This is a genomic window from Desulfofundulus salinus (assembly GCF_003627965.1).
GTDB classification, from domain to species: Bacteria; Bacillota; Desulfotomaculia; order Desulfotomaculales; family Desulfovirgulaceae; genus Desulfofundulus; species Desulfofundulus salinus.
Map to the genome: position 1 here is coordinate 2,224,119 of NZ_RBWE01000001.1, position 20,202 is coordinate 2,244,320.

The following is a 20,202-nucleotide window of genomic DNA, read 5'->3' on the forward strand; positions in this document are numbered from 1 at the left end:
CCCCTTCACCTCATTTCTGATATATAATTGCCTCCTTGAATTTCCTCAGCCTGAAAATAGGGGTAATGCGGCTCATGGATTCCGAGTGCCCGAGGAAGATGAAGCCGCCTTTCCTCAAGGCGTCGTAAAAGTAAAGGGCCACCTCCCTGCGGGAAGCGTCGTCAAAGTAGATGAGGACATTGCGGCAGAAGATGGCATCGAAGTCCGCCATTTTCCGCATGTTTTCCCGGTCGAGAAGATTAAGCCGGTAAAAGAGTATCTGGTGGCGTAGCTCTGGATGCACCTCGAACTGTTCCCCCACCCGGCGGAAATACCGGGCAAGGTAGACATCCGGAACGTCTTTGACGGCGCGCCCGCCGTAAAGGCCTTTTTTCGCTTGCTCCAGCACGTCCGTATTCAAATCCGTGGCGTGAATTTCCCAGGTGACAGGTAGTCCCTTAGTCATTTCCCTCATAATGATGGCTAAAGTATAAGCTTCTTCCCCCGTGGAGCAGCCGGCGGACCAGAGGCGCACCCTTTTGGGGTGCTGACCGTTTTTGCTCTGCAGGATCTCGGGGAGTACTTCTTCGGCAAAGCAGCGCAATTGCTGATACTCACGGAAAAAGTAGGTCTCGTTGACGGTCAGGGCGTTGAGGAGTTCTTGCAGTTCACATCCGGAGAGATCAAACCGCATCCAGGCAAAATATGTGCGGAAGTTGTCCAGATTAACGGCGCGCATGCGCGCTTTTACACGCTTTTCCACGTAGTAAAGCTTCTTTTCTTCAAAGTAAATGCCGGTCTTCCGGTAGATGTAATCCCGAAGTTTAACGAATTCCTCGATAGTCAATCCTAATCCTCCCCCGCCAGCGCCGCATAGAAGGCTTGCGGCACCGGGAAAACAGGTTTCCGCTCCATCCCCTCTATACCTCCATTTTCCTCAAGGCTTCCTCAACTGCGTATTCCAAAAACGGATCGGAAAAGCGTTCTCTTACTTTTTCTACTGCTTCCCGGTCCTCGCTGCGCAAGCCCATTTCGCCCACGTATTCCACCGCAGCGGCTACCACGTTGATATTTTCATCTTCTTCCACAACCCGGCGCAGAAGTTCCACCGCCTCCTTTACCTTAAGTTCCCCCAGAACGTCCACGGCAAACAGCCGGACGTCCGGGTCAGGATCCCGCAAGAGTTTCCTGGCCACCCCCAGCGATGTGCGTTGCAACAACCGCATTATTTCTACTGCCGCATTTCTTACGTAGGCGTCTTCACTGCGCAAGAGCTCAGCGCATCCTTTTACTACAGCCTCCGTACCAATGGTAATCAAGGTGGTTACAATGGCCTCCTGTACCGGGCGGCTTTTCTCTTCTCCCAGTCTTTTTACCAGGTACTCCACAACGTCATCCTGGGGAAAGCCACAAAGGTCAAAGGCCGCATAGTATCTTTCCCTTTCTTCCGGGTGAAAGGATAAAGTGTCCATGAGCTTTTTGACCTGGCTGTCCTTCAATCCCTCTTCACTCCTTTAATGATCTGCTCGGCAATGAGATAGGAAGGAGCCACCACTTCGGCACCGCCCCTGAGGTAAGCTTCTCTGGGCATGCCCCAGACTACCGCGGTTTCTTTCGCTTCAGCAATGGTGTAGCCGCCCTGCCTCCTTATTTCCACCATCATGTCTGCCCCGTCATCGCCCATCCCGGTAAGGAGCACCCCTACAACATTCCGGGGCTGCACCTTTTCCAGGACAGATTGCATGGTTACATTAACCGAAGGCATGTATAAAACGTCGGCCGGTTGCCGGCTAAGCCTGGCCACCAGGACGCCACCGGGCTTTTTCTCTACTTTTAAATGATAACCTCCTTTAGCTACCAAAACCTTTCCCGGCGCCAGTTCGTCGCCGTCGGCCGCCTCTTTGACGGCCATCCGGCAGCTCTGGTTGAGGCGCTGGGCAAAGGACGCCGTAAAGTTTTGCGGCATGTGCTGCACTACGAGCACCGCGGCGGGAAGATCTTGCGGCAGGCAGGGCAGAATATCCATGAGGGTGCGGGGGCCACCGGTCGACACTCCGATGACCACCACTTTAAGTGAATGCTGCCCGGGGTCTGGCTTAAGGCGCGGGCCAGGCAGACGCGGACCTAAAATGCGTTCCTTCTCCGGTCGTCGCAGCCTTACCCTGGCCCGCGCCGCTGCTTTTACCTTCGCGATGATTTCTTCTCTCAGGTGTCTTATGCCGAGAGAAACTGTCCCGTCGGGCTTGGCCACGAAATCCACCGCGCCTAACTCCAAAGCTTCCAGTGTGGTGAGTGCCCCTTCCTGAGTGAGGGAGGAAACCATGACCACCGCGCAGGGCGCCTTTAAGAGGATGTGCTGGAGGGCAGTGAGGCCGTCCATTTTTGGCATATTTACGTCCATCGTGACAACGTCAGGCCTTTGTTCCAAAGACTTTACTACCGCTTCCTCGCCGTCGCGGGCGGTATCCACCACCTCTATCTGGGGATCGGAAGAAAGCATCTCCTTAAGGATTCTTCTCATGAGAGCAGAATCGTCAGCTATCAATACCCGGATCCTCTGCGATTTCCACGCTCCGCCCAAAGTCCACCAACTCCTCCTTTTCTTTAAAGGAGAGGACTTCCTTCATGTTCAACACGATAATCAGCCGCTCACCTTCCCCGGCTTTCGCTATCCCCCTGATAAAACGGGTGTCCACCGAACCGGTCAAGAGATCCGGCGTCGCTTCGATGGCCAGCCGGGAAACCTTCAGCACTTCCCGCGCCGAATCAACGACAAGGCCGGTCAAAAGCCCATCTATCTCCACCACTACGACCCTCGTATGCTCGTCCCTGGCACATTCTTCCATCCCAAATCTTTTTCGAAGGTCGATTATGGGGATGATGGTTCCGCGGAGGTTAATCACTCCCTCTACAAAATGCGGAGCTTTGGGCACGGCCACTATATCCGGAACCCTGATGATCTCTCGGACCTCGGCGATGCCCGCGGCAAATTCTTCCTTGCCGAGTTTAAAAGTCACCAGCTGTTCTTCCTGTTCATCCATGCTGACCACCTCCTCTTCTTCTCCACTATCCACTGCTCCGTCCACTTTCAGGAGGTCGCCCAAGGCGAGGAAACCAGCCGGGTCCAGCACGTATACCAGCCGCTTTCCTTCCGCTATCTTGCACACCCCGCTTATTCCTTCTCCGCCCCCGGTGCGCAACAGGACCGGTACGGGGTCAATAAGCGCCCTGGAAATGCGGAGCACCTCCGTTACCGCGTCGACCACCAGGCCCACGGAAAAATTCCCCTTTTGCTGGTCGCAAAAGTTCACTACTACTATGCGCGCCCGGTCATCCATTTCCTTATCTTTTAGTTGAAAAAGGGCACGCAGGCTGACCACCGGCAGAACGTGGTTCCGCAGGGTTATAATTCCGAGAAGGTACGCGGGAGCGTCGGGCACCCGGTTAATTGTCTCCGGCAGGTGAACGATTTCCTGCACCATCCCGATGTCAACCCCGTATTCTTCCTCCCCGACCCGAAAGCTGACGAGCTGAACATTTTCTTCTTTCTCTTCTTTCTTTTTCTCCTCCGCTCGGGCAAGCCCCAGAGATTCAACGGCACCCGTGACCCGGTCCCGGGTTTCCTCGGTCTTCATAAGATGGGCCGGATCTAATACCATCACCAGGCGTTTGCCCGCCGCCAGCCTGGCTATGCCCTTGAGAAACTCTGCCCTGGTTTCCTCTTTTTTGACTTCTTCTATTTCGTCGGCGGCTATGTTTACCACCTCGGATACCTTGTCCACGATGAAGCCCAGCCGCTTGCGGCCGTCGTCCAGGACGATAACTCTGCTGGCATCGCTCAAGGGCTGCTTCTCCAGGCCAAACCTGACGCTTGTGTTCACTACAGTGAGGATATTCCCCCGCAGGTTGGCCAGCCCTTCCAGATAGGGCGGGGTCCGGGGAACCTTCACCATCCCCGGGACCCGGATTATCTCCTGGACGTACTCGATTTCTACGCCGTAAGCTTCACTGCCCACGGAAAAGACAACATACTGCACAAACCATCCCTCCCCGCCGTTACAGCTGCTGCAGTTCGTCCGCCAGCGCGGCTATCTCTTCGATGGCCCTGGACAGTTCCTGCATTCCCTGGGCCTGCTGCCTGCTGGCGGTCGCGGCCTGTTCGGAAGCCGAAGCTGCTTCCTGGGCCGCCTGGGCAATCTGATCTACCGCTTTTCTGGCCTGCTCAACGGCTGCGGCAATCTGGTCCGCATTCTCGTTGATTTCCCTGGTGCCACCTAAAACGGCCTTCATGTCCTCTTCGATGCGTACCAGATCTTCGGTGGTCTTTTTCGCTTTTTCTACCTCCTGCCTTGTCACTTCCCCTATCTCTTCAATGTCCTTTAACACCACGTTTACCTGGCCCTGGATGCCCTTCACCTGGTCCTTGATTTGATCGGCGTTGCGGGCGCTTTCCTGAGCCAGGTTGCGGATGTCGGAAGCGACCACGGCGAACCCTTTGCCGTATTCGCCGGCACGCGCCGCCTCAATGGCCCCGCTGACCGCCAGCATATTGGTCTGGATGCCTACAGTAACAATTGTATCCACTATCTTGTCAATCTGCCTTGCCCTCTCTTCCAGAGCTTTGACTTTCTTGACATTTTCTACGTTAGCCTCCAGGGCCAGGGAAATCCCCCTGATCAATTCGTCCACGTTAACTTTGTTGCGGGCCAGGATTTCAGACAGGGCCTCTACCTTCTGGAGGGAAGCACCGGCCTGCTCACTGATGAATCTGACCCCGCTTTCTATCTGGGCAGCGGCGCCGGCAGACTCTTCTGCCGCCCTGGCCTGGGCTTGCGCCCCCTTGGAAATCTGGTCCAGGGCCGCCATGATCTCCTGGGCAGACCGGGTAGATTCCTCAATAGCCGCCGAAAGCTCCTCTGCTGCAGCGGCCAGGCCTTCTGCCGATTTGGAAACGTCGGTGGACCGCTTGAGGTCTTCGGCCATTTCGGCCAGCTCACTTGCTGAGGTGCTGATGTCACTTAAAGCTTTGGCCTGTTGATCTACAGCTTTTAAGGCTTCCTCTGCCCCGCCGGACTGCTCCTCTGCCGTCCTGGCAATTTCATTTGCCCCCTGCTGGAAGAGCTGAATGCTGCGCATGGACTCCTGGGAAAGATTGTTGATCTGCCCTGCTGCCGTCACCACCTCTTCCATAGCGGCCCTGATATTTGCCAGGTCATCAGTAATCGCTCTACCCTTTTCTGCCTCCTGCCGGGCACTGGCGGCGGCCTGATTAATGGCATCGGCCACCACTTTCACATCCTGCTGGATGGCCGTAATCAGCTCGCGGATGTCGTTGGCTGCTTTCTCCGAGGTCTCCGCCAGAGTTCTCACCTCGTCCGCCACCACGGCAAACCCCTTGCCGTGATCTCCGGCCCGGGCCGCTTCAATGGCCGCATTAAGGGCCAGCAGGTTGGTCTGGTCGGCAATTTTAACCACAGTGCGCACAATACTGCCAATGTTTTCGGCCAGCTTTTCCAGCTCGGCCACCAGCCTGGCCGACTCCTCATTTTTGGCGGCAGCCAGATTAACGCCTTCCGCAAGTTTCTCAATGTCGGAGCTGACTTCTTTTACCAGCAGCTGGATGGCTTTTCCCCGGTCTAAAGCCGCGGCGGCATTTTCTGCTGCCTTTCGTGCGCTTTTTTCAATCTGATTGATAGCGGCAAGTGACTCTTGAGTGGCGCTGCTGGCCTCCTCGGCCCCGCTGGCTATCTGCTCCATGGCCGAGCGCAGCTCCTCCACCGCTCCAGAGGCTTCTTCCACTCCGGAGGAAAGCTCTTCGGTGGCTGCGGCAATGCGCTCGGCTATCTGCTGCTGTTTGGCGAAGGTTCTGGCCTGCCTGCGCTGAGCTTCCAGTTTCTTTTGCTCAACCTTCTTTGCGTCAAAATCTGCTTTGCCTTCAGTCTTCTGCACCTGCGTCCTTGCTGGCGGAGGTGCTAACTTTTTCTCCTCAATCATTAAACAATACCTCCTTAAATTTTTTCTTCATATGGCGCACCAAATGGCTTGCCACATTACGGCTGTGAACCGCGCTCACCCGGTCTCTGGCCGCCTGGACAAAAAACAATGCCTTTGCGAGTTCCACCACAACAACACCCCATTTCTCCCGGCGTCTGCTATTAAATTTTGTCACCACCTCCCCAAAAACAAAAGCAGGTACCGGTGGTAACCCAAAAAAGATACCACCCGTACCTGCTGGTATTTTTTTACTAGGACACGGGAAATATATTCAAGAAGCGAAGAAAAAATAGAAAGAAAACTCTTCGCAGGTTTATGTAAAATATCGATTATTAGGTCAGGTGGGGTTACCCCCCCCCCCCCCCCCCCCCCCCCCCCCCCCCCCTTGCCTTTTTATGGCTTAACCCTAAAAATTTTTTCCAATTCCCCTTCAAAAAGTGCTTGACTTTTTACCGCTGCGCTCTTAATTAATGATCATCCTCAAGGACGAGATTACCTTCGCGAAAGCAGTGAATATAAAATGATTATACTCCCGAAAGGCAATTCTGGCCAGACCGCGAAACCCCTTACTTGTCAAAAGCAGGTCCATTGGGCTAAAATAGGGAAGGTAGTCAAGCATATACTTAAGAAAAAAAATAAAAAATTAGGAGGTAAGAGAATGTACTGGTCCCAGAAAGGTCCTGTTAATACTGACGAGACTATTGCCCTGGCGGTGAAGAGGGCGCGGGAATTATCCATTGACCACATCGTGGTAGCCTCCTGCAGCGGGGAAACGGCAAAAAAACTTATCGGCAAGGTCCCCCATGTGGTCTGCGTAACACACCACGTGGGCTATACCGCTCCGGGAGAGGATGAAATGCCCCCCGGCGTGCGCGAAGAACTGACGGCCAGGGGAGTACGCCTGCTTACCACCACCCATCTCATGGGCGGGCTGGACCGGGGGGTGCGGAACAAATTCGGCGGCGTTTATCCCGCTGAAATCATTGCCCAAACCCTGCGCATGCTGGGGCAGGGTTTAAAGGTGTGCGTGGAAATCGCTGTCATGGCGCTGGACGCCGGGCTGATCCCGGCGGGCAAAGAGGTGGTGGCCGTTGCCGGAACAGGAACGGGTGCCGATACCGCCGCGGTAATTCTTCCTGCCCATGCCAACCGCTTTTTTGATACCAGGGTTAAGGAAATTATTTGCAAGCCCAGGGAATTTTAACGTCCAAATAAGATAACACAATAAACCCTAAACAGAGAATTATGTCATCACAATTATAAATTTGGATTAAAAAATTTTTTTGTTTAGCAGGAAAATGACCTGCGCTTCAAGAATAAATGTAAATATATCATTTTTTGTACGGGGAGGATCTTCATGGGCAAGAAAATTACCGTTACGGTCATCAAAGCGGATGTAGGAGGCTGTGTAGGACATTCGTCCGTCCACTCCGCCCTGATTGAAAAGGCCCAGGGCATGCTTAAGGGCAGTTCCCTCCTGATAGACTCCTATGTAGCCCATGTAGGCGACGATATTAACCTGATTATGACCCACGAACTGGGCCGGAATAACGGTGAAATCCACCAGCTGGCCTGGGATACTTTTGTAGCCTGCACTGAAATAGCCAAGAAACTGAAGCTTTACGGCGCGGGCCAGGACCTGCTGGCCGACGCCTTTTCCGGCAACATCAAGGGTTTAGGTCCCGGAGTAGCGGAGATGGAGTTTGAAGAGCGCAAGAGCGAACCCATTATAATTTTAATGGCCGACAAGACGGAACCGGGAGCCTGGAACCTGCCCCTGTACAAAATTTTTGCTGATCCCTTTAACACCGCCGGGCTGGTCATCGACCCCAGCATGCACGACGGGTTTATTTTCGAGGTGCGGGACCTGATTGAAAACACCCGTGTTACTTTCTCGGCCCCCGAGGAAATATATGACATGCTGGTATTTATCGGCGCTCCCGGCCGCTACTGCATCAAGCGCGTTTTCCACAAGAGATCGGGGGAAATTGCCGCCGTATCCAGCACCCAGCGGTTAAATCTGATGGCCGGTCGCTACGTAGGCAAGGACGACCCGGTGTGTATCGTACGCTGCCAGAGCGGTATGCCGGCGGTTGGGGAAGTGCTGGAACCCTTCACTAAACCCCACCTGGTCAGCGGCTGGATGCGCGGCTCCCACAGCGGCCCTCTGATGCCGGTCAGCCTGCAGCAGGCCACCCCATCCCGTTTTGACGGCCCGCCCCGGGTGGTCGCCCTTGGCTTCCAGCTGGCCGAAGGCAAGCTCATTGGTCCCCAGGACTTCTTTGCCGACCCGGCCTTCGACCAGGCCCGGCAAATGGCCAACGAAATAGCCAGTTACATGCGCAGTCTGGGACCCTTTGAACCCCACCGGCTGCACCTGGACGAAATGGAATATACCACCATGCCCCAGGTATTGAAAAAGTTAAAGGATCGTTTTGAAAAACTCCGCTAAACCACTGAATCGGGTAGATAGAGGCTGCTAACCTCAGACCTCTCACCCACCGGACGTGCAGCTCCGCATCCGGCGGTTCGCCAAGCTGGACGGGTTGCCAAGTAGCGTTTGGTTAGACTGAGCAGGCCCTGAACCCGCCTGCAGGCGGTGCTCAGGGCCTGTTCATTTTTTTGTTTACTTTAATATTTTATCTTCATCCAGATCGGCGATGCCCGCCTCGCTGAAACTGGCCATCTCGTTAATCACCCGGCAGGCCGCCTCCACCAGGTGCATGGCCAGGGCCGCACCGGTTCCTTCACCCAGGCGCATGTTCAGGTAAAGCATGGGTACCAGTCCTAAATACTCCAGCATCAAACGATGGCCCTGTTCGCCGGAAAGATGAGAAGCAATCATAAATTCCTTCACCCGGGGCTGCAGGGCAACCGCCACCATGGCCGCCGCAGTGGTAATAAAGCCGTCGATGACCACGGGCACCCGCCGGGCGGCTGCCCCCAGAATAACCCCGGCCAGGCCGCCAATCTCCAGCCCACCCACTTTGGCCAGCACGTCCAGAGCGTCTGCTGGATCGGGCCGGTTCACTTCCAGCGCCATGGCTACCACTTTTATCTTCTGGCGCAGAACCTGGTCGTTGACCAGGGTGCCCCTGCCGGTAACCTCCTCGGGGGTATAACCACCCAGCACCGCGGCAATGGCGCTGCTGGGAGTGGTGTTTCCGATGCCCATATCGCCAAGGCCAATCAAAGTGGCTCCCCGGTCGATCTCCCCCTGGACAACCTCAATACCCACTTCCACCGACCGTACCGCTTCCTCCCGGGTCATGGCCGGGCCGCGGGCAATGTTCCCCGTCCCGGGACGCACTTTCCGGTTAAGCACACCGGGGTAATCTACCGGCACCGCTACTCCCACGTCCACCACTACCAGGCGGGCGCCGGCCAGCCGCCCCAGCACGCCGATACCGGCCACCCCCGAAAGGAAAGCCGGAATCTGCTGGTGGGTGATCTCCTGGGGCGCCACACTCACTCCCTCGGCCACCACACCGTGATCCCCGGCCATAATGATAATCACCCGGTCGCCAACCACGGGGCGGGGGTTGCCGGTAATACCGGCCAGTTGGACGGCCAGCTCCTCCAGCCGGCCCAGGCTGCCAGGTGGCTTGATCAGACTGTCCAGCCGTTTTTTGGCTTCAGCCATGGGCTCCAGGTATAGCGTTCCCACTTCGGCAATGGTCTTTTCCAGCAGCAAAACGATCAACCTCCCACGTGTTAAAGTTCAGATTAAATTAAAAAGTCCACAGCCCGAACAAGGCCGTGGACTTTACCATCATCCAGCGGTGAAAGAATCAGCAGGCAGGTCTCCTGGCTCCGGTTCCTCACAACCAACCGCCTTCCCAGCCAGCACTCACCAGTGATATGATTAAACCATGCTGTTACATTTCCATTGCTGAAACAAGTGCCATCGCATGTATCAGCTCATCAGTGAGTTATCCCCACTTTCCAACCTAGCCGGTTTTGGCCCTCGTTCGCTCCGGTGAGCCTCGCGGGCCAAACTAATACTCGGCTCAAGTCGCTCGCTACCCAGCCAACCGGCTGAATAACTGGGGATACTTCAGCAGCTCATCAGTGAGTGCCTTGCCAGTGGCTTATACCGTTGGAGGTTGCTCCCCGATCACAGTGGCGGGACCGCTCAGGATTTTCACCTGATTCCCTATTCTCCCCCGGTTAAAAACGGGGGCACCTGCTGATGTTTAATATTTGCCTGTTGATGTAGTTGTTAGTTCTACGTGCCCGGATATTTTTCCTGCCATGAATCTGAAATTAAAATTTACCGGTATCACTTTACCGGGCGATCAAAATAAATGTTCTTGCCTGTAGCAGAAATGGGAATACCCACCACAATGGGACCCTGGAGTAAACCCATCTGGCGGGCCACCGTACCCACCCGGTACATGATCCGGTTGTCGGCGTTAAAGAGGCTGGCCGTTTTGACCGCCGATCCCAGGGCAATACCCACATCTAAAAGACGCCAGGCGCACAGAGGTCCAGGAAACTCCGGTCCTTCGTGGCTTTGTAAATCCTCACACCGGCTGTAACCGCAGGCTCCGCAATTTAAACCTAAAGGCTTGTTTTCCGTCAGGGAAATGAGCAATACTGCATCGGAGCGGCGTACATTATCGGCATCACGGTCGAAATTAACCTTGCCCCGCTCCCTTCCAAAGCGTTCCATTTCATCAGCCAGCCGGGAGAGCTCTTCTCCCGACAGCACCCGGGTACCCACATAATCCTGGCCGAGCCCCTTGGGAGCGGTCCGGGCCGACAGGGCCATCAATTGAGCGACCATTAAAATAGCCTCGCGCAAACCCATCACCTTCCCTGATTGCATTAATTTCCGGGGACAATATCCAGTTCTCCCTCTTTATTGAGACGGGCTTTAAAGGAGCCCATTTCCTGCGTAAGAACCAGGCGGCGCTGCCCCACCTGCACCACGGACCCTGGGAAGGCCCGCTTTACTCTGATTACCCCGGCCACCCCTACCCGGACCACCGGAGGCACCCCCAGGGCGCTGCCCAGTTCCTCTATTTCGGCGTTGCCCTCACAAAAGACCTCCCCGCCTTTGAATGAACCTTTAACCACCACATCCTGCCCGGCATTAATGGTGGTATTGACACACCCCCGCCGGGTCACATAGACGTTGCCGGAGCTCTGGATGGTGGAACTCATGGCCGAAGGGATCACCACATCGGCCGGGTTTTCAGCAGTCTCCTGCAGCAGGGCGGAGGCAGATTCCACATCCTTGATTACATCGCCAAAACTTTTTACCGTCAGGGGATTCAGCCCCACCAGGCAGTTTAAGGAACGGCCGCATCTGGCCAATTCATCGGGCACCTCTGCCCTGATGGCGGCAATTTCCCGCAGGGTGTTTTTCACCAGGGAACGCAGGTTTTTGAATTTTGTATCCATCAGGGTCATAAGGACCCGCCCGAAGTCTACCCGTTCTAAATTGTTTCCCTGGTACCGCTTTAACTGCTCCAGAGCCTGCTTGAGAAGGTCCAGGTTGTATTGAATGTCCCGGAGCATGAAGGAAAGCTTTTTGGCCCCCGGAAAACCGCTACCGGCCCGCAGTTTACTGCCGATCACCCCCCGGTGTACCTGCAACTTGCCCCCGCTGATCACCGTGGCCCGGGTCACCAGTCCGGTAATTTCTACATAGCCGGTAGCCTGAACCTTCATGGCCTCGCAGACATTGCCCAGAATTTTTATATCCCCTCTAAACCTGATGTTACCGCTTTTAATGCAGACATCCCCTTTGTGGACCAGCAGGGATTCAACGTAAAAAACAAAAGTGTTCCCCGCCTGCTTATACCAGGGCCGCCCGTTAACCAGGGCCACCACCCGGGTACCATTTTCCTGTAGTTCCACCCCTTTCCCCGCCCGCAGCTCCAACAGCCGCGGCGGCGGGGGAGGCAGATCCTCACCGGTCACGGCCCTGCCGGGTAGTCCGGGCCGTGGGGGGTGCTTTACTGCCAGCAAGGTTCCGGCTTCCACAGAAACAATGGTACTGGTTTCCCGGAAATCAACGCGCTTTCCCCCATCCACAGCCCTTTCGAGAAGTGTTCCGTCGTCAAAAAGCACTTCCAGCCGCTCATCCACACCCGGTTGCGGCGGCTCCCCTTCCGCCACCAGCAGCGGCTCTGATTGGGGACTCGCGGCAAACGAGATTACCGCATCTTCTTTAATTCCGAAAACCACTCCTGCCGCCTGCAGCGCTTTTTGAATTGATTCCGGATCCAGAACGGCAACTTCCCCCGGAGCAGAAACATAAGCTTTCATTTTATCCTCGCTAATGACTACCTTCAGGCTCCGGTATTCATCGACCATTATTCCCTCCCTCCCATGCCGCCACACAACAGCTATTTAATATATCTTTCGGAACGTCGCGGTGAAAAATAAGGAGGCCAAGTAATTTTCCTTTATTAAAAGAACTTCGCTTCTTTTCGAGGAATTCCTGCCAGGCACACCGCTTAATTCCAAACGGCAATACAAACTGAGGAGTTGAGTAAATTTTTGTCCCCTGGGGCAGGAATTTTTTCTTCCCACTCGAAATAAATCAAGTTAAAGGCCTGTTCTTAAGGGGGGAGAAACATGTACCACCCGGGAGAGATAAAAACACCCGGACTGGAACTGCTCCTGGTTTTCCTGCGCTTGCTCTATTTCACCGGCGCCATGTTGCTGGTGGCCGGAATAGGCGTTGTTCTACAGGCACCCGCCGTAGTCACCGGCGTTGTGGCCGGGATTGCCGCCTGTATCCTGCTGTCAAGCGGCCTCTTTGAGGTGACCACCTATCGTTGTCCCCACTGCGGGAATGTCACCCGCACCATCAAGGATTTCGGTTCCTACCGTTGCTCCAGCTGCGGGCAAGAAAGTTACATCACAGGCATGTAAAAAACAACGGTCCCCCGGCGGGGACCAAATTTATTTTAACCGGTGCATAGAGAAAGAAAAGGGAACGACACCATAAACCGGCTTTTAGTGAACCAGCGCCCGGCTCCAAACGTCATCGAAATTATTCCCTACGGCCACCACAACACCATCCACGAGGGCCAGCCACTGGCCCTGGCACTGCACCAGAATAACCCCCTCAGCCGCCATACCCGCACCTCCTCCCGGATAAAAAATTTTAGGCCACCCCAACCGGGTGGCCTTGTCCTGTCAGCTAAACTAAATTTGGACAAACCATCAGGTTGCAGGCGAGAAAAAGGCAATGACAAAGAGGCCGCGCATTTGCATGCCCGACCGGGTCATGGTAGTCATGCCGTTGATCATACTCGCCAGCAACATGTACAAAAAAACCTCCTTACCCAGAATCAGTATACCACCAAATACCCTCTGCAGACAAGGGGTAATTAAGCCGATTCCGCCAATTCCCGGGAAAAAATAACATCATTCACCTCGCCCTTAGCTTGCGCCCCGGCAAAACAAACTATGCGAAACGCATTAAAAAACAGCCCTGGATAAACACTAAGGGTAATCTTGAATGAGCGCGGATACTGCCATTAAGGTGGAAGTGCCGAAATAGGAGGGAACCAGAAGTGGAAAATGCCCCCCCAATACCTGCCGGCCATTGTGAACCCGTCCCCCAGCCGGAGGAAGAAAAAGTCGGGATCTGGATCAACGACCGGCCCGTAAAAGTACCCAAAGGGATGAATTTGCTGGAGATCTGCCGCGCCGAAGGTATCGATATCCCCAGCCTTTGCTACCTCCCGGGCGTCCACGAAGCCGGCATATGCCGTGTCTGTCTGGTGGAAGTGGAAGCCAACGGCAGAAGAACCCTGCAGGCTTCCTGCGTCTACCCGGCCAGCGAAGGTATTAAGGTTTACACCCACAGCCCCCGGGCCAGGCGGGCCCGGAAAAGGGTGGTCGAGCTGTTGCTCACGGAACACGAAGGGGAATGTCCCACCTGTGTGCGCAATCTCACCTGCGAGCTGCAGCGCCTGGCCGATGAAATGGGTATCCGCAGGGTAAGGGCTACCGGGGAACGGCGCCGTTATCCTGTAGCCAATAAAAATCCCTTTATCATCAGGGACTATAACAAGTGCATCAGATGCCGCCGCTGTGAGGCGGTCTGCCGGGAGATACAGGAGGTTGGCGTCCTGGGCCCGCGCAACCGGGGTTTTGACCTGGTCATCGGCCCGCCCTTCGGCAAGGATCTGGGCGAGGCAGATTGCATCAGCTGCGGCCAGTGTGTAATGGTTTGCCCCACCGGCGCCCTCACCGAAAGGGAATATATTGATGAGGTGTGGCGGGCCATTGAGGATCCGGATAAATTTGTGGTGGTACAGGCCGCCCCGGCCATCCAGGTCACTCTGGGAGAAGCCTTTGGCCTGGGAGCGGGAACGGTAGTGCGGGGAAAATTGGCCGCCGCCCTGCGGCGCCTGGGTTTTGACCGGGTCTTTACCACCGAACTGGCCGCAGACCTGACCATTGTGGAAGAAGCCCACGAACTGCTGGAGCGGCTGAAAGGGCACGGCAAACTGCCCCTGATCTCTTCCTGCAGTCCGGGATGGGTGAAATTCTGCGAATATTTCTACCCCGAATTTGTGGACAACCTGAGCACCTGTAAATCCCCCATGGAAATGTTTGGCGCCCTGGCCAAGACCTATTATGCGGAAAAAGAAGGCCTGGATCCCAAAAAGATGGTGGTCGTGGGGGTAATGCCCTGTACGGCTAAAAAATTTGAAGCCGCCCGGCCCGAACTGGTTACCCGGGGCTTAAGGGACGTGGATTACGTTTTGACCACCCGGGAATTGGCCCGGATGATCCGCCAGGCGGGTATCCGGTTTGATGAACTGGCAGATGAAGAATTCGACCAACCCCTGGGGTTGTCTACCGGAGCCGGCGTTATTTTTGCCGCCACCGGTGGGGTCATGGAAGCAGCCATACGCACCGCTTATGCCCTGGTGGAAGGCAGGGATTTGCCCACCCGGCTTGAATTCCGGGAATTCCGCGGACTGCGTGGCATTAAGGAAGCACGGCTTAAACTAAAGAACCAGACCCTGCGCCTGGCCGTGGCCCATGGCACCAGGAACGCCCGCCGCCTGCTGGAGCGGATCAAGAGGGGAGAAAAATTTCATTTTATCGAGATTATGGCCTGCCCGGGAGGATGTGTGGGCGGAGGAGGTCAACCCATCCTGGGACGATTGAACCGGCGGGAAGCAAACATGGTCCAACGCCGCATGCAGAGGGCCCAGGCTTTGTATAAAATAGATTTAAACAAAAAGCTTCGCCGAGCCCACGAAAACCCGGCGGTACAGCAAATTTACCGGGAGTTCCTCGGTCACCCTTTGAGCGAAAAGGCCAAAGAGATTTTGCATACCCATTATACTCCCCGGGTAAGAACGGATTACCGCTTGCTACATTAGAGAAAGTAACGTCAGAACACCCGGCTAAAAAAAACCGGGATTTTTCGTTGTCAGGCAGAGTACGGACCGGTAAACTATAAATATCGGGTCCAGCGCTGTAAAATATTTTGCGGAGGTTATTTCATGCGTCGCAAGCTATTACCCCTCCTCCCCGGTGCCGTCATTGGCAACGGCCGCATGCTGGCCACCATTAAAAATACCGGGGAACTCTACCGTTTGTTCTGGCCACACATTGACCAGGCACAGCATCTGGGTCAGTTTATCGCAGGTATCCGCCAAACCGCCCCCACCCCGGAAGGGGTCTGGTGGCTGCATGAGTCCCCCTGGCACGGCGAACAGCATTACCTGAACGAAACTCCCGTGGTTCTTACCTGCAGGCGCCGGGACGACGTGGCCCTTTTAGTGGAACAGGCCGATTTTATTCTGCCCGAAGAAGATGTCCTTGCCCGTCAGTACCGGGTGACCAATCTTTCCGACCGGGCACGCACTCTTAATTTAGCGGTCTACTGCACCTTTCTCATTGACGAATCAGCTCTTTACGATACCATGTACCTCGAGTTAACCCACCAGACGCTAATCCAATTCCGCCGCAACATTTTTCTGGCCTTAAGGGCCCCGGGTTACCCCCTGGTGGGGTATCATACCGGCCGCCGGGACACCCCCGGTGATCCTCTTGGACCGGCCAGCCGGGGCGAGTTTTACGGTGATTCTTCCACCCTGCGCGCCGGTGCCGGAGCCGTGGCCTGGGAAATGGGAGAGGTTATGCCCGGGGAAACCCGTGAATTGACCCTTTACCTGGCCGCCGCGTCCAGTGAAGCCGCCGTCCTTGAGCTGCTCTCCAGGGTCTCCGCTAAATCGGGACAACAGTGGCGGGAAGAAACGGCCGGTTTTTGGGAACGCTGGCTGGAACACCGGCCCCTATCGGGTGAACAGGGGGAAGAACACGGCGCTTTTCGCCGGTCCCTGATGGTTTTAAAACTCCTGACCAACCGGGAAACGGGCGGCAGCATTGCAGCCCCCGAATTCGACCCCTTTTATACCGGTTGCGGCGGATACGGCTATTGCTGGCCCCGGGACGGCATGTATACCGCCCTGGCCCTTGATGAGGCCGGCTATCACAGGGAGGCCCGGGAATTTTACCGTTTCGCCGCCCGGGTGCAAAATTCCGATGGAAGCTGGCAGCAGCGCTACTTTACAAATGGTTTTTGGGCCCCCACCTGGGGAAAACAAATTGACCAGGTAGGAGCGGTTTTGTGGGGCTACCACCACCATTTCAAACTGACCCGGGACCGGGAATTCTTGAACGAAATCTGGCCTTCAACTCTTTCGGGCGCCGCTTACCTGGTGGAACACCTTTCCCCAAACGGGTTGCCTGAACCGGGACTGGACCTGTGGGAAGACAACTTTATCCAGAGTACCTACGCGGCGGCAGCAATCTACGGGGGACTGAGAGGCGCCGCGGCCCTGGCCAAAAGCATAGGCGCACCCGAAAAGGCAAAAAAATGGAGCGAGGCAGCGGAAACTGTACGGAAATCCATTCTCACCCACCTCTGGAATCCCGGCCGGCAGTGCTTCCTGCGGGGGATCAACCGCCGGGTTAGCTGCTACGATTACCAGTGCGCCCTGGACCGGGGCGAACAGGCCTGGAAGGACAGGGAACCCTCGGGATTGTATGAAATTTACTGGGTGGAAAAGGACACCCGCATTGACTCCGCCGTTCTAGGCCTGGTGTTCCCCTTTGGGGTCCTCGAACCTGAACATCCCTTAATGGATGAAACCATAAAAAGTATAGCCCGGGTACTGGGCAACAACCGGGTAGGGGGCATTCATCGCTATGAATGGGACGGTTACCGCGGCGGAAACCCCTGGATATTAACTACCCTCTGGTTGGGAATCGTCCACGCCCTGCGGGGTGATCAGGATGCTGCCCGCGCCCTTTACCGCTGGGCACTGGATAATGCCGGCCCCACCGGTCTGTTGCCCGAACAGGTGGACAAAGAACGGGGCGGGCCGGCCTGGGTAATACCTCTGGGCTGGTCCCACGCCATGTTTATCCTCCTCCACCTCGCCCTGCAGGGAAAACTTTCGTTTGCGAAAGAAAAGTAGATGACGCTTTCAGCGACACCAACAGAGGATGAAAGCGGCCGCTGTTTTGCACGAAGCATTTTGGGGTGTTTTACAAAAGAGGTGAGCTATGTTGCGGGGAGAAGTAGAGCAGTTAAGACACATCCCCCTTTTTGCCGGGCTTTCCGATGAACAACTGGCGGAAATTGCCCGCTTAATCCTGGACAGAAAATACCGCAAGGGGCACATTATTTTTATGGAGGGGGAGCCCGGGGAAGCGGTTTATCTTTTAAAATCCGGACGGGTCAAAATCTACAAACAGGATGAGGAAGGGCGGGAGCATATCCTGCACTATATCAACCCGGGCGAGGTTTTTGCCGAAGTGGTCCTCTTTGATGGCGGGGAATACCCGGCCTGCGCCGAAGTGGTGGAAGATGCCCACGTGGGGCTGATCCGCAACCGGGACATGGACGTCCTTATCTTAAAAAACCCTTCCATCGCCCTGGCCCTGCTGAAGATTATGGCCCGGCGCTTAAGGGTATCCCAGCGACAGATCATGGAGCTGGCCTTAAAGGATACCACCCGCCGCCTGGCCAGTGTGCTCCTGGAACTGGCCCTGGAACACGGTGAACCGGAAGATAATGGTATCCGTATCACCATGCCCCTGACCAACCAGGAACTGGCCAACCTGGTAGGCACCTCCCGGGAGACGGCCAACCGTATCCTCGGTGAATTACGCCGGGATAAAGCCGTTGCCGTTACCCGCCAGGGCATTGTGGTGTTTAAGGAACGTTTGAAAACCTGGCTTTAATAAAGGATTGTATGATGACCGGTAACCAGGAGGACCATGGTAGATGCTTTACCCGGAGGTTAAAATGGTCCTGCCCGGGATGGCTGCTGAAGTGGCAAAGCAAATAGAAAAACTCCCGGGTCTTGATCCCAGGAGTTAATGAGAACCTTAACCGTAAGGCCACTTTTATACCGGGTGGGATTTCTGTTCATTGATTATTCCCTGCTAACGGGGCGGCCCTGCTCATCCCAGCCCCGCAGCCGGTAATAATCGGCAAGCATCTGGCTGAAATTTTCTTCCGGGAGAACGTCCCCGTTTTCCAGCGGCTCTTTAAAGAAGCGGGGAGGTAGGATGTCGTCATCCCGGGTCAGGCCCTGCTGAATGTTAAATTGCCGGGTGGCCGACACTATCCGTTTGGCCATGCGGCGCAGCTGGCCTTCATCCACGCCCAGGCCCGTGGTGGCGTTGACCAGCCTGACCAGGTCTTCCCACAGGACCAGGTCCCGGTAAAAACGGCAGAGAATCAGGGCATCGTAAATGGCCAGCCGGTCCTCATAATCGATCAAGAGCTCCGCCTTCCCCTCCGTGGTTTTGGGGTCAATCAACCCGGCCAGCTCGGGCTTGTAGAATGTAGCCCGCAGGTGGCAGGCCCCCCGCGGGGAGGTGGCATAGGAGAGGCCCATGCCGTGCAGCACCCGGGGATCGTAGCCGGCCGGTTCCATCCCCTTGACATGGATGGCCAGGTCACCCAGGCCCAGCTTCTCCGCCGCCGTGCGGATGCCTTCGGCCAGGAGGTCGCCCACTCCTTCGCGCCGGGCTATCTGGTGCAACATTTTGGCTACGCCTTCCACATCCCCGTATTTCACGTCTACATCCAGGACGCCTTTTTCGGCGGCCGTGATGGCAAAGGCCACCATGTTGCCCGCGCTGATGGTGTCCAGGCCCAGGCGGTCGCAGAGGTCGTTCAGGTAGACGATTTCGGCCAGATCTTTAATGCAGCAGAGCCCACCGAAGGAATAAATGGTTTCGTATTCCGGGCCTTCCACCGCAAGCCCTTTGTGCCTCCCCCTGGTCACCCGTGTGAGCTTACCGCAGATCAACAGGCATGGGCGGCAGGCTCGAGGCTGCACTTCAAAGTTTTCGACCAGGTAGTCGCCGGTAAGGGACTCCCATCCGGGCAGGGTTCCCCGGCTCCAGTACCTGGCCGGAAAAGCGCCCACGGAATTCATCAGCGACACCATCTGGGGAGTACCGTATTTGCGGTAGCCCAGTACTCCGGGGTTGTCCTTTGCCTTTTGGGTTAGCTCCGTCAAATATTGTTTCAGCCCTGCCGGGTCGGCCAGCTCGCAGCTGACTTTACCATGGAAAACAATGGCCTTTAATTTTTTGGACCCCATAACGGCGCCCATGCCGGTTCGCCCGGCAGAACGCCAGTAGTTGTTTTCAATGCAGGCGTAGCGGACCAGGTTTTCGCCGGCCGGGCCGATGACCACCGCCTGGGCGTCCTTGCCCCCCACCTCGGCCAGGGCCATATCTTCGGCAGCGTAGCAGTCAAGGCCCCATAGTTTGGTGGCATCCCGGAAAGCGACACCTTTATCGCTGATTTCCAGCAGGGTGGGCCTATCTGCCCGGCCCTGGATGACAACGGCATCGTAACCGGTTTTCTTCATCACCGCCCCCACGTTGCCGCCAGAGTAGGACTCACCGTAAAAACCGGTGAGAGGCGACCGGGCAAAGACTCCAAAACGGTTGGAACCGGGCATGGCCGTTCCTGTGGCGGGGCCGGTGGTGAAAATGAGGCAGTTTTGCGGTCCCAGCGGATCGGCCCCGGGCGGGATGTTCTGGAGCATCAGGTAAGTGCCTAACCCTTTACCACCCAGGTATGCGGCCAGTACTTCATCCGGAATTTCCTCCACCTGCCATTCCCTGGTTGAAAGATCAACCCGGAGCAAACGTCCGTAAAAGCCTTTCATTTACCTGTCTTCCCTTCTCGCCTTTTAAAAGACC

Annotated in this window: 16 protein-coding genes and 1 riboswitch; of the genes, 6 read left to right on the forward strand and 10 right to left on the reverse strand. The window is 55.8% G+C overall.

All coding sequences use genetic code 11. From position 1 onward, the window contains the following. Window positions 1-10: 10 nt before the first annotated feature. From D7024_RS11410 to D7024_RS11430, 5 genes are all read right to left on the reverse strand, one after another. Window positions 11-826, reverse strand: coding sequence for a CheR family methyltransferase (locus tag D7024_RS11410; protein WP_121451916.1), 816 nt, complete (start codon window positions 824-826; stop codon window positions 11-13). Between the two features lie 73 nt (window positions 827-899). Continuing rightward, window positions 900-1,478 carry a HEAT repeat domain-containing protein gene (locus tag D7024_RS11415; RefSeq protein WP_121451917.1) on the reverse strand — a complete coding sequence of 193 codons (579 nt, stop codon included), beginning with the start codon at window positions 1,476-1,478 and terminating at the stop codon, window positions 900-902. Next, on the reverse strand, window positions 1,475-2,500 hold the full coding sequence (locus D7024_RS11420) for a protein-glutamate methylesterase/protein-glutamine glutaminase (protein ID WP_243113764.1): 1,026 nt from the start codon (window positions 2,498-2,500) through the stop codon (window positions 1,475-1,477). The genes D7024_RS11415 and D7024_RS11420 overlap by 4 nt, the downstream gene beginning before the upstream one ends. Before the next feature lie 13 nt (window positions 2,501-2,513). Beyond that, on the reverse strand, window positions 2,514-4,016 hold the full coding sequence (locus D7024_RS15220) for a chemotaxis protein CheW (RefSeq protein ID WP_243113765.1): 1,503 nt from the start codon (window positions 4,014-4,016) through the stop codon (window positions 2,514-2,516). Between the two features lie 19 nt (window positions 4,017-4,035). Further along, on the reverse strand, window positions 4,036-5,973 hold the full coding sequence (locus D7024_RS11430; RefSeq protein WP_121451919.1) for a methyl-accepting chemotaxis protein: 1,938 nt from the start codon (window positions 5,971-5,973) through the stop codon (window positions 4,036-4,038). A 658-nt stretch (window positions 5,974-6,631) separates the two neighbouring features. Between D7024_RS11430 and D7024_RS11440 the strand changes: the two genes are divergently transcribed. Further along, the gene (locus D7024_RS11440) at window positions 6,632-7,177 is read left to right on the forward strand and encodes a pyruvate kinase alpha/beta domain-containing protein (protein ID WP_121451921.1); all 546 of its coding nucleotides are present in this window, start codon (window positions 6,632-6,634) and stop codon (window positions 7,175-7,177) included. A 153-nt stretch (window positions 7,178-7,330) separates the two neighbouring features. Beyond that, a complete protein-coding gene (fbp, locus tag D7024_RS11445) occupies window positions 7,331-8,425 on the forward strand; it encodes a fructose-1,6-bisphosphate aldolase/phosphatase (RefSeq protein ID WP_121451922.1) in 1,095 nt (364 codons plus the stop codon). A gap of 174 nt (window positions 8,426-8,599) precedes the next feature. Here the strand turns inward: fbp and cobT are convergent, their stop codons facing one another. From cobT to D7024_RS11460, 3 genes are all read right to left on the reverse strand, one after another. Further along, window positions 8,600-9,667 (reverse strand): nicotinate-nucleotide--dimethylbenzimidazole phosphoribosyltransferase, encoded by a 1,068-nt coding sequence (cobT, locus tag D7024_RS11450; protein ID WP_121451923.1) that lies wholly within the window; start codon window positions 9,665-9,667, stop codon window positions 8,600-8,602. A 359-nt stretch (window positions 9,668-10,026) separates the two neighbouring features. After that, a riboswitch (cobalamin riboswitch) is annotated at window positions 10,027-10,179 on the reverse strand. A 76-nt stretch (window positions 10,180-10,255) separates the two neighbouring features. Next, window positions 10,256-10,786: a ferredoxin domain-containing protein gene (locus D7024_RS11455; protein WP_121452556.1), complete on the reverse strand. Its 531-nt coding sequence runs from the start codon at window positions 10,784-10,786 to the stop codon at window positions 10,256-10,258. 17 nt (window positions 10,787-10,803) lie between these two features. Further along, window positions 10,804-12,300: a flagellar assembly protein A gene (locus D7024_RS11460; protein WP_121451924.1), complete on the reverse strand. Its 1,497-nt coding sequence runs from the start codon at window positions 12,298-12,300 to the stop codon at window positions 10,804-10,806. A 264-nt stretch (window positions 12,301-12,564) separates the two neighbouring features. Here D7024_RS11460 and D7024_RS11465 point away from each other — a divergent pair, with 264 nt between their 5' ends. Then, the gene (locus D7024_RS11465; protein WP_121451925.1) at window positions 12,565-12,864 is read left to right on the forward strand and encodes a hypothetical protein; all 300 of its coding nucleotides are present in this window, start codon (window positions 12,565-12,567) and stop codon (window positions 12,862-12,864) included. An 84-nt stretch (window positions 12,865-12,948) separates the two neighbouring features. Here D7024_RS11465 and D7024_RS15225 read toward each other — a convergent pair whose 3' ends face one another. Further along, window positions 12,949-13,071, reverse strand: a complete 123-nt coding sequence (locus tag D7024_RS15225; RefSeq protein ID WP_243113766.1) for a DUF5678 domain-containing protein — start codon at window positions 13,069-13,071, stop codon at window positions 12,949-12,951. Window positions 13,072-13,511: 440 nt separating this feature from the next. Between D7024_RS15225 and D7024_RS11470 the strand changes: the two genes are divergently transcribed. The 3 genes from D7024_RS11470 to D7024_RS11480 all read left to right on the forward strand — a co-directional run bounded on the left by D7024_RS11470 (window position 13,512) and on the right by D7024_RS11480 (window position 18,216). Beyond that, complete coding sequence (locus D7024_RS11470; RefSeq protein WP_121451926.1) at window positions 13,512-15,341, forward strand: NADH-dependent [FeFe] hydrogenase, group A6; 1,830 nt, start codon at window positions 13,512-13,514, stop codon at window positions 15,339-15,341. A gap of 123 nt (window positions 15,342-15,464) precedes the next feature. Next, window positions 15,465-17,447, forward strand: a complete 1,983-nt coding sequence (locus D7024_RS11475) for a glycoside hydrolase family 15 protein (protein ID WP_121451927.1) — start codon at window positions 15,465-15,467, stop codon at window positions 17,445-17,447. A gap of 88 nt (window positions 17,448-17,535) precedes the next feature. Next, window positions 17,536-18,216, forward strand: a complete 681-nt coding sequence (locus D7024_RS11480; protein ID WP_121451928.1) for a Crp/Fnr family transcriptional regulator — start codon at window positions 17,536-17,538, stop codon at window positions 18,214-18,216. Between the two features lie 194 nt (window positions 18,217-18,410). On the opposite strand, the gene D7024_RS11485 is transcribed toward D7024_RS11480, so the two are convergent. Further along, a complete protein-coding gene (locus tag D7024_RS11485) occupies window positions 18,411-20,168 on the reverse strand; it encodes an aldehyde ferredoxin oxidoreductase family protein (protein WP_121451929.1) in 1,758 nt (585 codons plus the stop codon). Window positions 20,169-20,202: the final 34 nt, after the last annotated feature.